We start from the raw sequence: 14,605 nt of genomic DNA on the forward strand, positions 1-14,605 counted from the left end.
AAAAATTTAGTAATCTTATTTGTACGATAAATAATAGTTTTATAGCAATTTTTAAATGAAATATAGGAGGCAATCGTTGTGGATCTTACGTTCAAAGTTGAGGAAACATGTTTTAATTACCGAGTCGGAGCAATTTGTAAACATGATAATAAAATTCTTATTCTACAAGGTGACGGTGAAGATTTTTGGTACGTACCAGGCGGAAGAGTGAAAATGCTAGAAAATAGTGAAGATGCGTTAAAACGAGAGCTTGCTGAAGAGTTAGCGGTTCCTATCGAGATAAATAGATTAATATGGTCAGTAGAAAATTTCTTTACACTTTCTGAGAGGAAATTTCATGAAATTAGTTTTTATTATGAAGTAGAGCTTCATGAGTTACCTGCAAATGGGGCAGAGGAATATATTTTGGAAGAAGAAGGTAGAACATATTTCTTTAAGTGGGTGCCGGTAGAAGAGTTAGATACATATAACTTACAGCCAGCGTTTATAAAAGAGAAAGTAAAGGATGTATCAGTTCATACAGCACATATCGTTTTACAAAAGTAAATGTATTAGGAGGGGAAAAGGGTGAAGGGGACAAAAAAAGAGATTCATATAGAAGGAAAAGTAATTCCATATACACATATTGAAAAAGGTTCAAATAAGATATGCTTTATGTTCTCAGGTTCAGGATATAATTACGATAAACCGTTATTTTATTATGCGACGATGTTAATGTTTGAACATAAAATAGATGTAGTACATATTCATTATTCTTATGACGAACAAGTAATGAATAAATCAATGGAAGAAATAACGAAAGTAATGATGGATGATATTAATCCTATAATGAAGGAAGTATTAAAGGGTAAGCAATATAACGATACTATGTTTTTAGGGAAGTCACTTGGAACAATTCCGATTGCAAATAATTTAATGAAGAGAGAAGAGTTTTTACAGTCAAAAATGATACTACTTACACCTTTACTAACTTTTGATTCTATTTTTGAGGCGATTTTACATAGTCATCATGAAGGGATATTAGTAATTGGAGATAAAGATCACCAATATAATGCAGATCAAATTGATCAGTTGAATAAAACGAATCTAACGATCGATGTTGTTAAAAATGCAAATCATTCTGTAAATGTTGGGGAATATGAAACAGAGAATTCAATTGAGGCGATAGCAAATATAATAGAAAAACTTAAAGAAGTTATTAGTGTTAGGAGATAATAAAGTTGTTTAATTTACAATAAAGTCCTTTGAAAAATAATATAGTTGTTTAATTCTTATTGAACTAACGGTGCAGGATAGTTAAATAAGGATGATGATATAATTAAGAGGAAATTTACTTTATTTTATAATTTATGAGGTGGAAAATGGACTCTTTAGAATTAAATAAATCTAAATATATTGTCTCTAATATCAAAGAAATTTTGCATAAAAAGCTTATTCTTGATAAACCGTTAACTAAAGATGAGGTGAAAAAATTAAACCTAGTTAATCCCCCTGTATACGAAAATGAAAAGTATCTCATTCAAAAACGGTGGTGTTATAGTATTAATATCGGAGAATGGGAAGATGTGGATATTATTATTCAGGGGAATAATGAAAATCCCGATGTGGAGATTATCGAAATGGCAGAAAAAACATTCGATGAACTCCATCTACATATAAGCTGTGCATTAAAATATTTACAGAAATTCTTCCCAAATCAAGAAATGAAGAACTACTATCTATCCACAATATGTTTTGGAAAGATGGTTAATTTTGACGATTATATATTTTCTGGGTTTAGTTTAGCTTTTATTTATGATGGTCACTTTGAGTTTCAGTATAAAGTAAAATTTAAAGTCGATGGATGGCCTATTGGTTTTGAAGGTGGGCCACTTTAATAATAATAGATAATTTTTTCTAATTGAACTAACGGGTGATTTAGTTGAACAAGATTTAAACAACTTTATTATTAATTTTTGTCTACAAGCACATTTAAATGCTTAGAAATTAAACAACTTTAAAGAGCTTTACTACAATATGATTTGTAGCCAGGCTCTTATATTTTTAAATCAGAATTAAATAACTTTATTATCACTTTACAATTAGGACAAACTAACCTATCAATACATGCAAAAGAGGTGCAATTTGCACCTCTTTTTTACTTAATAAGCCCTCAAAACATGAATTAAATAATCCTTACGATTCAGCGGATTATAATCAACACGTTTTCGAGTAGGAAAGGGAGCCTTCAGTTCTTTGTAACCAGATGGCTTCATTGTAAATATTCCTTCTCCTTCAGTGAATGAATGGAGTATTCGCTTAAAATTCTCTGTTTTCGCAACAGGTAATGAGCCTGTTAACTGGTAAGAATCATTGTATAATTTAGGTTCGCTAAAAGTTGCTGGAATAGCAGCTAATTTATACATCGCGGTACTAATTGCGTACTCCGGTACATTCAATTCAAACTCGTTTACTGGTTCATATACATATGTTTCAGCTTGAATTAAAGCATCCATTAAAACGAGTGGTGTTAAGTTCCTAAAGTCACTCGCTGTTGTAACAGGACTAGCATAACCTGTATGTGTTAACGTGACGATAATGTCCGTAACTTCCCATCCGTATAAACCTTGTTTTAACGTTTGAAATACAGTATCTTCAATTGCTTTATGAAATGCTAATGGAAGTGATCCCAGTTCAACACCTAACTTATATGTTACGCCAGAATTAAGTTCATCACGTTCGATTTTAAAACCAATTGTTGCGTAAAATGGATTCGCTTTTTCGCCCATTACTTCAACACTTTTCCCTATGCCAATGGGTTTTTCAATACATACGACACGCGTATTTGAGAAAGTAACTTGCAAATTATATTTCTCATAAAGAGTTGTTTCAATTACTTCTTTTTGAACTTCACCGAAAAGGCGAATATATAGTTCATTATGAATATCATCTTTCCACACTTTAATAAGCGGATCTTCTTCACATAGCTCCATAAGTGCAGCGTATAGATCATGAATACGTTCTTTTGGTAATGCTTCAATAGCAGCTTCCATTTGTGGTTCGGCAAAGTGAATATCTTTTATATAATCAGTCCGTTCACCGATAATATCACCAATTTTAATATCACTAAGTCCCCACACTTTGCAAAATTCTCCGCTTGGAACGATAGCGGTTTGAATAGCATCTCCGTTATGAAATACACATAATTTCTTAATCTTTTCTTTATGTGCTAGAGATTCACTACGTTGTATATGAACATATTTTCTAACGTGTAAATGACCAGAAAAAACTCTTACATATGCAATCTTTTCCCCAGAAGGCTCACGTTCAATTTTAAACACAACACCGGATAATGTTTCATTTTCTGCCGACTTTTTAGCTGGAAATAAGACTGAAATATTTTCTAGTAGTTCAGTTACGCCCATGCCTGTCATGGCTGATCCGAAAAAGATTGGATACACATTTGCTTGCTGTATTTGTTGCTCTAGCTCTTTTCTTAATAATGCGTCTGGTATTATTTCGTTATTTACATATGATGCAAGCAATGATTCGTTATATGGTACTAATCGTTCTATGCAATCGTCATATGATTTGTATTCAATAATCCGGGCTTCTTTCGTTCCTTCGTTTAGAGCAGAGTAGAAGGGGAACGTTTCATTTGAAAGAACCTCTTTTATTTGTTTCATAACTTTTTTAGTGTTTGCGCCACTACGATCAATTTTATTAACGAATAAAATAGTCGGTATGTTTAGTTTCTGTAATGTTCGCATTAAAATTTTTGTTTGTGCTTGCACACCTTCTACGGCAGAAATAACTAAAATTGCACCGTCTAAAACGCGGAATGACCGCTCCACTTCAGCGATAAAATCAGCGTGTCCAGGTGTATCAATGACATTTACTTTTAAGTCATTGATGTAGAAAGAAACGACAGATGCTTTAATCGTAATGCCGCGCTGTCTTTCTAATTCCATTGAATCGGTTTGTGTATTACCACTATCTACTCGGCCAATTTCTTTAATCACATTCGTTTCATAAAGAATACGCTCAGTCAAACTCGTCTTGCCAGCGTCCACGTGCGCGACAATCCCTATATTTATTGTTGTCATTTGTGAATATCCTCATTTCATTTTCCATTTTTATTTCCTCATTTCTATTTGTGTATTGCCGCATTACAATCACTCTCCAGTCATTTAAATTATTACTATTATAATGTAATTTACATTTTTTGTAACGCCAAAAAGCGCCTTAATTTGGAAAAATAAAAATGAAAACAAAAAGCTTGCATTCTAAATAGATATAGATTATATTAATTGACATATCAACTATTGATGCATCAAACGTTTTTATTTTGTGTATAAAGGAGGGATAGTTTGACAAGTTCATGCTCAAAAGAAGCGATTATTTTATATAAATTACACTTTCTAAATAAAGAAGTAAGTTCGAAGTTTGAAGGTTGTACGGGTATGAGCCAGTCCCGATTAGAGCTTATACTTCAGTTATATGAAGTAGGTGAAATTAGTCAAAAAGCACTTCAACAAGAAGTGAATATTGATAATGCTGCGATAACGAGGCATTTAAAGCAGCTTGAGGCTAATGAAATGATTGTAAGACGTAAAAATCCAGCTGATAACAGAATTACGTTAGTTTCTCTAACTGAAGAGGGACGGAATAAAATTCAGGCATTTCAAGAGGAAAAAGAACGTTTTGCAGCATCTGCATTTAAAGGATTGAGTGAAGAAGAGCGCGATAATCTTTTAAATATGTTAAATCACATTCAAGAAAATATAAAAGAATTATAAAAAAGGGAGAATACAACTATGACTAACTCAGTAAAAACAAATGATTTTAATGAAATTTTAACAGGACGTCGTTCAATTCGTAAATACGACACATCAGTGAAAATTAGTAAAGAAGAAATGACAGAAATTCTTACAGAAGCAACACTTGCACCATCATCAGTAAACATGCAACCATGGAGATTTTTAGTGATTGAAAGTGACGAAGCGAAAGCAACACTAGCGCCACTTGCAAAATTCAATCAATCTCAAGTAGAAACATCTTCAGCAATGATCGCTTTATTCGGTGATTTAAACAACTTTGATAACGCAGAAGAAATTTACGGTACAGCAGTAGAGCGCGGTTTAATGCCAGCAGAAGTAAAAGAAGATCAAATGAAAAAACTTTCAGCTTACTTCTCAACGGTTACACCAGAAGTCATGAAAGATACAGTATTAATTGACGGTGGCCTTGTAGCAATGCAATTTATGCTAGCAGCTCGTGCTCACGGTTATGACACTTGCCCAATTGGCGGATTTGAAAAAGACCAAATCGCAGAAGCTTTCGGATTAGATAAAGAACGTCACGTACCAGTTATGTTAATCTCAATCGGAAAAGCTGCTGACAGTGGTTACCAATCAGTACGTCTTCCAGTTGAAAAAGTTGCAGAGTGGAAGTAATTTCAAAGAAAAAAGTGGAATATGAGAGGGGAAACACCATGATTATTATTCACGCAATATTTCAAGTAGACTCAGCAAATCAACAATCATTTTTAGAAGAAATTCGTCCGCTCATTCATAGTTCAAGAGAAGAAAGTGGAAATATTTCGTATGACCTTTATAAAGATACAGAAAATGAAAATGTATATACGATGGTAGAAGTATGGAAAGATGAAGCAGCAGTTGCGAGTCATAATACGAGTGAACACTTCACATCTTTCGTTAGCAAAGTAAAACAGTTGTTAACTGCTCCTCTTGATATAAAAGCTTATAATGGAGAGTTAGTGAAATAATAAGGTAGAGAAAGATGACTTTAGCGAATGGCTGAGGTCATCTTTTTTTGTATAAGTAGAATCCACTTTGGATCCAGTTATATTGATAGGTGAGTGTTGCTCGATCCTCAGGAACAGTGGTTAATTGTTTATTGAATTCGAACATTCGGTTTATTAGAATATTTTTCCATGTTATAATTTTCTTGAAAATATAAGATAGAGGGGAGTAAGTGATGGGAGAATTTCAAAGTAATTTGCATAGAGCAACGCAACTTGCAACGAAAATGAGAAATGCTTCAGATAGGATGCAAAGTGCTACTAGTCGCTCTATAAATAAGGCAACGCGTACGACACTATCTGTGAACTTCAAAGCACAAGAAGCAAATCAACAAAATTTACAAATCACGAAACAGTTTTGCGCTGCTTTTCAACAAACGATTGATAATATCCATTCCGTAGCAAATGAATTTGAGAAAATGGATACCGGACTTCAAAAGACTTTTCAATAATGTAACAACCTACGTAAAGGAGAAAAGGTAGGGAGAAAAGATGAGTCAAGAAATTGAAACGAGAATCAGTCAATGTAATCAAAAATTACGAATTATATTTGAAGAACAAAATGAAAACCGAATCGCGCTGCAAAATCAAGAACGAGCTGAGGCTAGTTTTCATGAATGGAAAAATAGAAATAATCGTTTATTTAACCGAATACTAGAAACTTGGTATGGTGACAAAGAAGCATTTCACCTTTTTACGAATATGCGGCAAGAGATCGGGCAGTACGAAAGAAAACTTACATTCGAATTAGAAAACGAAAAAGAGACGTTGCTTAAAGAAAAACGGCATCTCAGTGAGAAAGAAAACGACCTTTCCTATGAACAGCAGCAACTACAAAGGGAGGCCAATACATGAGTTTAAACATGTATTTGGGAGAAGTACAAAGTCAAACGCAAAGTATGAACGCTATATGTAATGCTACGATTCAAAGTATGGAACAAGCCATTCAATCTATTGATGCATTTGCGATAGACACAGTATTACAAGGACAAACATACAGTAGTGCAAAAGCCTACCTTGTCCAAACATTTCGGCCATTAGCGCAAGGAATCATATGCTTATGTGAAGAATTAATTCGCCAAAATGGAGCATTTCCAAATGAGTTCCAAGCGAAAGTTGCTTCGACAGATGTGATCGAACAAGAAATAAGAGAACAAATACGGGGAATTAATCAATCGATTACAAGTATAGAAGCAATAGAAGTACTTACACCAATGCCTGGAGTAGGTGCAATTGTAACGGTATTAGGAGCAATGAGAAAAAAACTGGAAGAAAAACTAGAGCATTTATATGAATTCAATCATTCATCCAGCAACAACTACAGCACCGCCCTCCAATTAGCGGCTAGCATCACAGCCGGACTCGCTGAAGTGCAAAGCGGGAAAGGATTTAGTCCTGTGAGTGGGACGTTTAGTACACAAAGGTTGAATATGGATTGGGTGAGTTCGATTCAGGGGATTATAGAAGAAACAGCTCGAAAAAACGATCAGTCAATTAAAGATATAGAAACAAATAACATAATTGAGGAGAAATCTCCGGTTAGAAATGCTTGGGACGATGCGGCAGACGGTATAGTTAGCACGTTTGAAACAGCGAAAAAGATGTGGGAAGCTATTCAAAGAGGATCGGGGAAAGCTATTGGTGATGAAATCGAGTCCGCAATAGCTTTAAGTAATATGGACATAGGAACTTTTATTAATGTAACCTATGCACTTTTCCATTTGGATGAAACTGCAAAAAATATGTGGCATGCATTTTCAAATAAAATAAAACGAGATATGATAGAGGGAGATGCAGAGAGTCGTACAGAATTGACTACCTATGGATTAACACAAATAGCTACCACAATATTAGGCGATAGGGCACTAAATAAAGTAGGCCATATCACAAAAGGAGCAAAAGCATCAAGTGGAGTAAGTACATTTGCTAATGCAGTAAAACTAGCAAAAGAATTGCAGCCTACGCTTGAAATGTTACAATCATTTAAGAGAGAGGCTTCCTATGCATTCTCTAGTGTTGGTGGAACTATCATAACCAAAATACCACAAGGTGAATTGATAGAAGCTTATTATAAGTTTGCGAAGTCTAAAGATGGTGGTAAGGGTAAACCTAGCAGTAACAAAAACACAACTGTAGATAATTTTGATGCAAAAACAGCTACAAATAAGCAAAAAGGGAATTATGGTGAAATAAAATCTAGTGACAATTTATTGAATAATCAAAGTTTAAAAGAAGCTGGATTTGATTTAAAGCCAGTCGGAAAAAGTGCACCATCAGGCATAAATGATAAAATAGTAAAAGGAATTGATGGATTATACGAAAATACAAATGCAGAATCAAAGATCAAATATGTTATTGATGAAGCTAAATTTGGTAGTTCACAATTAGGGAAAACTAAAGATGGACGACAAATGTCAAATGATTGGTTGAACGGTTCTGAAACTGGAAAAAGTAGAATATTGAAAGCTGTTGATGGAGATGAAGTATTAGCAGAAAAGATTGCTAATGCATTGGAAGATAGTGAAGTTGAAAGAGTATTATCAAAAGTCGATAGTAGTGGAAAAGTAAAAACATATAGGTTAGATGAAGAAGGAAACAACATCGGAGAATGGCCATAATTTAGAAGCTAGGAGGAATTAAATAGAATGAGAGATCAATTATGCATAGAAGAAAAATGTAAAAAAGGAATAGAATTCCATAAAAAGTTTATTGAAGATAATAGAGAGGAGATTAGAGGTTTAGAAGAAGATGAAAAGAATGGTATACAAAGAAAGCCTAAAGATAATATAAGTATTATAAAAGGAAGATATTTAAGGAATTTTATACATGAGATGAACGATATTAGAGCAATGTATTCTTTAGGAGAAGACATTAGCTCAATGGAAGTATATTTTTATAATGCAATGGATGATTTAGAGCATACAGGGACTAGCAAAGTGGGTTATATATATATGCTTTGGATAATTTCTTTAGGAATTTTGTTAGAAACGGATAAAAAGAATATAGAAAGATTAAAAAAGATAGTTGATAAAAAAAATGTGAATGATGCAGTAATCGATTTCCTCTTATGCGCTAGTGATATCGGATACACAAAAATGACGAATGTTTATTTTAAAGAAAATCCATATGCAAAAACGAGAGAGATTATAGAACTTGCACAAACAGATAAAAAAGAAGCGTCTAAAAGATTGCAAACGTATATGGAGAAAGAATGGTTTAAAGGCCATTATGATTATGAATGGAAAAATGCCCACAAAGAACCTGGATATGTGGGGTATTGGAGCTTTGAGACAGCTGCAATAGTAAAGATACTCGGACTTGATGATACAAGTTTAAAAGATAATAATCATTATCCATATGATTTGGCACATTATAAAAATGAAATGAAATTCAAGCATATAGACCTAAGTGAATATCACTATGAAGATGAGACAGAAGAAATCGAGGATATAGTAAAAGGAATTGAACATAATCCTGCATTGGAAAATATTATTCCTCCAAGATGGCATTCATTGGTCAATGAATTAATACATGATTATGAGAATATGGATGATAGTAGTTTTTATAAAAAATACAAAAAAACGATAGGAATAGGTCAAGTGTGGTTCTTACCACAAGAATATGAAGAAGAAAATGAGCAAAAAAATCTATTAGGAAGTTTAATTGTGTTTGCCCTGACGGTAAGAGATTATATATTACAACTGGACTATAAAGAAGATTTAGAAGACTACATTGATAATCTTAAAAATTTCTGGAATGGATCAGAAACAAAGTTAATTCAATTTATGTTAGAGAATGATCAAAATTATTATGCATGGGTACCAAAAGAAGCAAACATCCCAAATATGTATGAAGTGAAGATTGAGAGTGTCGATGTAGAGGAAGTTCTATAATAAGCAAATTAAAACATTGTGTATCATGAGTAATGTTGAAAAACTAATTTATACGGAATTTAATGAATTAAGAGGTTAAAAATAGTGGTAGTTTGGAGAATCCAACTGCCACTATTTTTGTGTTTACGAATGGTTCTGTAAATTAAGTAGAGTATTTCAGAGTGTATATATTATGTAGGAGAAGTAAATAAGTTAAAGGCGCTAAATAAAATCGGTCATATCGCAAAGACATCAAGTGGAATAAGTACATTTGCTAATGCAGTAAAACTAGCAAAAGAATTGCAGCCTACGCTTGAAATGTTACAATCATTTAAGAGAGAGGCTTCCTATGCATTTTCTAGTGTTGGTGGAATTATCATAACCAAAATACCACAAGGTGAATTGATAGAAGCTTATTATAAGTTTGCGAAGTCTAAAGATGGTGGTAAGGGTACAGGTGATGGTGGCCAGGGAGCCAGTGTAGCAGGGAACATTGGAAAAAATGATAAACTAGCAAGTCAAGGACATGTTGATGCTGGCGTTTCAGGGGCTCCAAAAGTTGATGCAGGAAAACAAGGTAAACATGTTCCTGGTCATGGGAATAATGTCTCAACCAAATCGCAGTGGGGAGCAGGGAAGAATGGAGTAGTAGAGACACAAGAAGCATGGGTGAAAGGAACACCAGTAAAGCCAGATGGAAGTGTTAGAGTACATGATTTTGGAAAACCAATAGGTCCAAATGGAGAAACGAGGGTAAAGGTTCATATGGATGGTAAAGGAAATATACATGGATACCCTGTACAATAAAGGAGAATAATTATGAGTGATGAGATACTAAAAGTTGTTAATAAATTATATAAACAAGGTGATTTCCAATATGTTTTGGGGAAATTTGTTGATAAACATTTCTGGGATGGAGAAATTAATAAAATATCAAATATAAACGTTGATAATATTACTGATTTTAGTTATTCATCATGTTTTTCTTACATTCTTCTACCACTAGATGTGAAATTTCGTTTTGGTAGTGTAGAATTCAGTGAGTATGTTCGGAAGCAATCAGAAATTAATTGTGTAATGCTAATGATTTCGGCAATCGCGCCATATGCAGTGGTTAAATATTTAAGATATAGATACACTAATGGTACAATCGAGCTAGTTGAAGAGTCCTCGCCATACAATGATGAATCTAAGAAAATAGGAAGTAGTATTTTAAAATTATTAGATAGTAACGGAATAAAGAATCTTGATAAAGAAACGTTAAGTATTGAAGTGGAGGATGTTTCGTTAGAGTTAAAGGAAACAGGTGTTACTATATATAATTGTTTATTTGAAGATGAGTATTAAAAAGAAGCATTAATGATTGTCCAGAAACCAAAGAAGGGATACAAATAATAGAGGTAGATTAGTAGTTGTTAAGAAGTGATTACAGTTCGAAAATATAGCTGGTTATTTGAAAAGCCATTTAAAAGTCTGATTAATGTTATTTTGTGTAATGATAATACAAAATTTTGTGAATTCATGAAAAAATACTTGTTAGGGCAATGGTATGTTGGGCATAATAATATGGTATGGTATGAATGCCATAAACATTAAGAAAAATTATATTTTGGTTATTGGAGTTTTGAAAGTGGAGCAATTATGAAAATTTTAGGATTAGATGATAGTATATTAAAAGATATTTCTTATTATCCTTATGACATGGTTCATTTTAAAAATGAATAAATTCTCTATGCGAAAAAATAATATTAGTACAAAGAGATAATTATTGTTAAAATAATCAAAAAATATTTAATTACGCTTGTAACAGAAATATGTACTTATAGCACTTGATTGTCGACTAAAGGCAACAAGTGCTTTTTATTTAGGGTATGGTTCAAGTTGATAAAGTAGCAGAGAGCATTATGTTGCTAGAAACTTAAATGAACATCAATTAAAAGTTGTAGAAGCCAAGAAAAATATTATGAAAAAAAGAAAAAAAGGGAATTATGGTGAAATAAAATCTAGTGACAATTTATTGAATAATCAAAGTTTAAAAGAAGCTGGATTTGATTTAAAGCCAGTCGGAAAAAGTGTACCATCAGGCATAAATGATAAAATAGTAAAAGGAATTGATGGATTATACGAAAATGCAAATGCAGAGTCAAAGATCAAATACGTTATAGATGAAGCTAAGTTTGGTAGTTCACAATTGGGGAAAACTAAAGATGGACGACAAATGTCAAATGATTGGTTGAAAGGTTCTGAAACTGGAAAAAGTAGAATATTAAAAGCTGTTGAGGGAGATGAAGTATTAGTTGAACAGATTACGAAAGCCTTGAAAAGAGGTAAAGTTGAAAGAGTATTATCAAAAGTTGATAGTAGTGGAAAGGTTAAAACATTTAAGATAGATGCAAAGGGTAACATCGTTGGAGAGTGGCCATAATCTAGAAGCGAGGAGGAATTAAAAAGAATGAGAGATCATTTATGTATAGAAGAAAAATGTAAAAGGGGAATAGAGTATCATAAAGAGTTTATCGAAGAAAATAGAGAAGAGATTAAAAGTTTAGAAGAAGATGAAAAAAATGGTATTCAAAGATATCCTAATGATAACAAAAGTATTATATTAGAAAATTATTTGTCGAATTTTATACATGAGATGAACGACATTAGGGCAATGTATTCTTTAGGAGAAGACATTAGTAAAATGGAAGTATATTTTTATAATGCGATAGATGATTTAGAGCATACAGGGACTAGCAAAGTGGGTTATATATATATGCTTTGGATAATTTCTTTAGGAATTTTGTTAGAGACGGATAGAAAGAATATAGAAAGATTAAAAAAGATAGTTGATAAAAAAAATGTGAATGATGCAGTAATCGATTTCCTCTTATGCGCTAGTGATATCGGATACACAAAAATGACGAATGTTTATTTTAAAGAAAATCCATATGCAAAAACGAGAGAGATTATAGAACTTGCACAAACAGATAAAAAAGAAGCGTCTAAAAGATTGCAAACGTATATGGAGAAAGAATGGTTTAAAGGCCATTATGATTATGAATGGAAAAATGCCCACAAAGAACCTGGATATGTGGGGTATTGGAGCTTTGAGACAGCTGCAATAGTAAAGATACTCGGACTTGATGATACAAGTTTAAAAGATAATAATCATTATCCATATGATTTGGCACATTATAAAAATGAAATGAAATTCAAGCATATAGACCTAAGTGAATATCACTATGAAGATGAGACAGAAGAAATCGAGGATATAGTAGAAGGAATTGAACATAATCCTGCATTGGAAAATATTATTCCGCCAAAATGGCATTCATTGGTCAATGAATTGATTCATGACTATGAGAATATGGATGATAGTAGTTTTTATGAAAAATACAAAAAAACGATAGGAATAGGTCAAGTGTGGTTCTTACCACAAGAGTATGAAGAAGAAAATGAGCAAAAAAATCTATTAGGAAGTTTAATTGTGTTTGCCCTGACGGTAAGAGATTATATATTACAATTGGATTATAAAGAGGATTTAGAGGACTATATTGATAATCTTAAAAATTTCTGGAATGGATCAGAAACAAAGTTAATTCAATTTATGTTAGAGAATGATCAAGACTATTATGCATGGGTACCAAAAGAAGTAAATATCCTAAATATGTATGAAGTGAAGATAGAGAGTGTTGATGTAGAGGAAGTTCTATAACGAACATATCGAAATATTACGCATCATGAGTAACGTTAAAAAACTAATTTATACGGAATTTAATGAATGAAAAATTAAAAAATAGTGGTAGTTTGGAGAATCCAACTACCACTATTTTTGTATTTACGAATGGTTCTGTAAAGTAAGTAGCGTGTTTAATGAATTCAATCAATCATTCATCCAGCAACAACTACAGCACCGCCCTCCAATTAGCGGCTAGCATCACAGCCGGACTCGCTGAAGTGCAAAGCGAGAAAGGATTTAGTCCTGTGAGTGGAACGTTTAGTATACAAGGATTGAATATGGATTGGGTGAGTTCGATTCAGGGGATTATAGAAGAAACAGCTCGAAAAAACGAGATGAAAGAAATTACTTTGCAAAAACAAGAAATGAACTTACAAGAACAGGAAGACAATAGATCATGGCATGAAAAAACAGCCATTTATGCGCAATCATTTTTGCATGGAGTTATCGAATTTTTTCAAGGTGCTGGTGATGCAGCACTAGAAAACTTTGTTGGACTACAACCACATGAGAATGATAAATTAGAAAGTAAGACAACTTACCAAGCTGGAAGGTTGGCTGGAAATGTTATATCAATAGCCGGGTCCATTGTAGAAATGTTTGAAGCTATTTCGCTCATAGGCGGATCTAATTTCTTAACTATCGTCGCAGAAGTAGGAACTGGCGGATTAGCATCACCAATTGTTATTCCATTAGATATAGCAGCAACAGCTGCTGGGGCTAGTCTTTTTGCACATGGTGGATTTGTATGGGATAAATCGATTCAAAATACTAAGGATACTATTCAAAAAATCCAGTCTTCTGGTGGAGGTAAGGGTGCGAGTAATCGAATACCTTCTTATGGAAAAGATTCTGTACCTAAAGGTCCATACCGTGAAGTAAATGGTTATCCAATAAAAGTGAAAGCAGGAGCTCAAGAGAAGCATATTCCTGATACACCGAACTATAAACAAGAATTAGCAAATGGAAAAAATAAGAGCATTTTCTATGGCGATAATAAAATAGCACAAGAATTGCTTGATAAGTTCGCCGGAAAAGGTGAACTATTAAAAAACGGTAGAGAAAGAGTAGACTTTGGTGAGCCAATAGGAAAATATTATGACCGCAATACTGGTGAATACCATGAGACTACTAAAGGGTTGATTCATTATGGAAAAGATGGCGCTCATATAGTACCATCAAGACCATAAAAATCATAAGAAAAGA

Annotated in this window: 14 protein-coding genes and 3 pseudogenes; 16 read left to right on the forward strand and 1 reads right to left on the reverse strand. The window is 33.1% G+C overall.

The features are described from left to right. Positions 1–78 precede the first annotated feature (78 nt). The 3 genes from B9A45_RS14330 to B9A45_RS14340 all read left to right on the forward strand — a co-directional run bounded on the left by B9A45_RS14330 (position 79) and on the right by B9A45_RS14340 (position 1,877). Positions 79–546, forward strand: coding sequence for an NUDIX hydrolase (locus B9A45_RS14330; protein ID WP_000366233.1), 468 nt, complete (start codon positions 79–81; stop codon positions 544–546). Positions 547–567: 21 nt separating this feature from the next. Then, positions 568–1,215: an alpha/beta hydrolase gene (locus B9A45_RS14335; protein ID WP_084064176.1), complete on the forward strand. Its 648-nt coding sequence runs from the start codon at positions 568–570 to the stop codon at positions 1,213–1,215. Positions 1,216–1,361: 146 nt separating this feature from the next. Beyond that, entirely contained in the window at positions 1,362–1,877 is a 516-nt protein-coding gene (locus B9A45_RS14340; RefSeq protein WP_084064177.1) for a hypothetical protein, read from the forward strand. Between the two features lie 264 nt (positions 1,878–2,141). Here the strand turns inward: B9A45_RS14340 and B9A45_RS14345 are convergent, their stop codons facing one another. Then, complete coding sequence (locus B9A45_RS14345) at positions 2,142–4,085, reverse strand: elongation factor G (protein ID WP_084064178.1); 1,944 nt, start codon at positions 4,083–4,085, stop codon at positions 2,142–2,144. Positions 4,086–4,349: 264 nt separating this feature from the next. On the opposite strand from B9A45_RS14345, the gene B9A45_RS14355 reads away from it, so the two are divergent. The 13 genes and pseudogenes from B9A45_RS14355 to B9A45_RS32715 all read left to right on the forward strand — a co-directional run. Continuing rightward, positions 4,350–4,778: a MarR family winged helix-turn-helix transcriptional regulator gene (locus B9A45_RS14355; RefSeq protein WP_048656356.1), complete on the forward strand. Its 429-nt coding sequence runs from the start codon at positions 4,350–4,352 to the stop codon at positions 4,776–4,778. An 18-nt stretch (positions 4,779–4,796) separates the two neighbouring features. Beyond that, the gene (locus tag B9A45_RS14360; protein ID WP_084064180.1) at positions 4,797–5,435 is read left to right on the forward strand and encodes a nitroreductase family protein; all 639 of its coding nucleotides are present in this window, start codon (positions 4,797–4,799) and stop codon (positions 5,433–5,435) included. Between the two features lie 38 nt (positions 5,436–5,473). Next, on the forward strand, positions 5,474–5,767 hold the full coding sequence (locus B9A45_RS14365) for a putative quinol monooxygenase (RefSeq protein ID WP_084064181.1): 294 nt from the start codon (positions 5,474–5,476) through the stop codon (positions 5,765–5,767). 212 nt (positions 5,768–5,979) lie between these two features. Further along, positions 5,980–6,255 (forward strand): TIGR04197 family type VII secretion effector, encoded by a 276-nt coding sequence (locus tag B9A45_RS14370; RefSeq protein ID WP_001988920.1) that lies wholly within the window; start codon positions 5,980–5,982, stop codon positions 6,253–6,255. 40 nt (positions 6,256–6,295) lie between these two features. Further along, positions 6,296–6,658, forward strand: coding sequence for a DUF3958 family protein (locus B9A45_RS14375; protein WP_044584584.1), 363 nt, complete (start codon positions 6,296–6,298; stop codon positions 6,656–6,658). Then, positions 6,655–8,421, forward strand: coding sequence for a T7SS effector LXG polymorphic toxin (locus tag B9A45_RS14380; protein WP_084064182.1), 1,767 nt, complete (start codon positions 6,655–6,657; stop codon positions 8,419–8,421). The genes B9A45_RS14375 and B9A45_RS14380 overlap by 4 nt, the downstream gene beginning before the upstream one ends. Positions 8,422–8,448: 27 nt before the next feature. Next, on the forward strand, positions 8,449–9,696 hold the full coding sequence (locus tag B9A45_RS14385) for a PoNi-like cognate immunity protein (RefSeq protein ID WP_084064183.1): 1,248 nt from the start codon (positions 8,449–8,451) through the stop codon (positions 9,694–9,696). A gap of 195 nt (positions 9,697–9,891) precedes the next feature. Next, positions 9,892–10,482, forward strand: a pseudogene (locus B9A45_RS32710) (hypothetical protein); the annotation flags it as partial. A 12-nt stretch (positions 10,483–10,494) separates the two neighbouring features. Beyond that, entirely contained in the window at positions 10,495–11,022 is a 528-nt protein-coding gene (locus tag B9A45_RS14395) for a hypothetical protein (protein ID WP_001278747.1), read from the forward strand. Positions 11,023–11,097: 75 nt separating this feature from the next. Further along, positions 11,098–11,400: pseudogene (locus tag B9A45_RS32190) on the forward strand (PoNe immunity protein domain-containing protein). 238 nt (positions 11,401–11,638) lie between these two features. Then, positions 11,639–12,100, forward strand: coding sequence for a hypothetical protein (locus B9A45_RS14410; protein WP_087986231.1), 462 nt, complete (start codon positions 11,639–11,641; stop codon positions 12,098–12,100). A gap of 27 nt (positions 12,101–12,127) precedes the next feature. Next, positions 12,128–13,375, forward strand: coding sequence for a PoNi-like cognate immunity protein (locus B9A45_RS14415; RefSeq protein ID WP_084064184.1), 1,248 nt, complete (start codon positions 12,128–12,130; stop codon positions 13,373–13,375). Positions 13,376–13,545: 170 nt separating this feature from the next. After that, positions 13,546–14,589, forward strand: a pseudogene (locus B9A45_RS32715) (polymorphic toxin type 50 domain-containing protein); the annotation flags it as partial. Positions 14,590–14,605: the final 16 nt, after the last annotated feature.

The sequence above is a fragment of the Bacillus sp. JKS001846 genome, from assembly GCF_900176455.1.
In the GTDB taxonomy this organism is placed as follows: domain Bacteria; phylum Bacillota; class Bacilli; order Bacillales; family Bacillaceae_G; genus Bacillus_A; species Bacillus_A cereus.

What these genes read in the sequence shown, in the direction of transcription:
- B9A45_RS14375 (WP_044584584.1), top strand. Translation starts at nt 6,296, where the DNA reads ATGAGTCAAGAAATTGAAACGAGAATCAGTCAATGTAATCAAAAATTA.
- B9A45_RS14395 (WP_001278747.1), top strand. Translation starts at nt 10,495, where the DNA reads ATGAGTGATGAGATACTAAAAGTTGTTAATAAATTATATAAACAAGGT.
- B9A45_RS14385 (WP_084064183.1), top strand. Translation starts at nt 8,449, where the DNA reads ATGAGAGATCAATTATGCATAGAAGAAAAATGTAAAAAAGGAATAGAA.
- B9A45_RS14380 (WP_084064182.1), top strand. Translation starts at nt 6,655, where the DNA reads ATGAGTTTAAACATGTATTTGGGAGAAGTACAAAGTCAAACGCAAAGT.
- B9A45_RS14340 (WP_084064177.1), top strand. Translation starts at nt 1,362, where the DNA reads ATGGACTCTTTAGAATTAAATAAATCTAAATATATTGTCTCTAATATC.
- B9A45_RS14370 (WP_001988920.1), top strand. Translation starts at nt 5,980, where the DNA reads ATGGGAGAATTTCAAAGTAATTTGCATAGAGCAACGCAACTTGCAACG.
- B9A45_RS14365 (WP_084064181.1), top strand. Translation starts at nt 5,474, where the DNA reads ATGATTATTATTCACGCAATATTTCAAGTAGACTCAGCAAATCAACAA.
- B9A45_RS14410 (WP_087986231.1), top strand. Translation starts at nt 11,639, where the DNA reads ATGAAAAAAAGAAAAAAAGGGAATTATGGTGAAATAAAATCTAGTGAC.
- B9A45_RS14360 (WP_084064180.1), top strand. Translation starts at nt 4,797, where the DNA reads ATGACTAACTCAGTAAAAACAAATGATTTTAATGAAATTTTAACAGGA.
- B9A45_RS14345 (WP_084064178.1), bottom strand. Translation starts at nt 4,085, where the DNA reads ATGACAACAATAAATATAGGGATTGTCGCGCACGTGGACGCTGGCAAG.
- B9A45_RS14415 (WP_084064184.1), top strand. Translation starts at nt 12,128, where the DNA reads ATGAGAGATCATTTATGTATAGAAGAAAAATGTAAAAGGGGAATAGAG.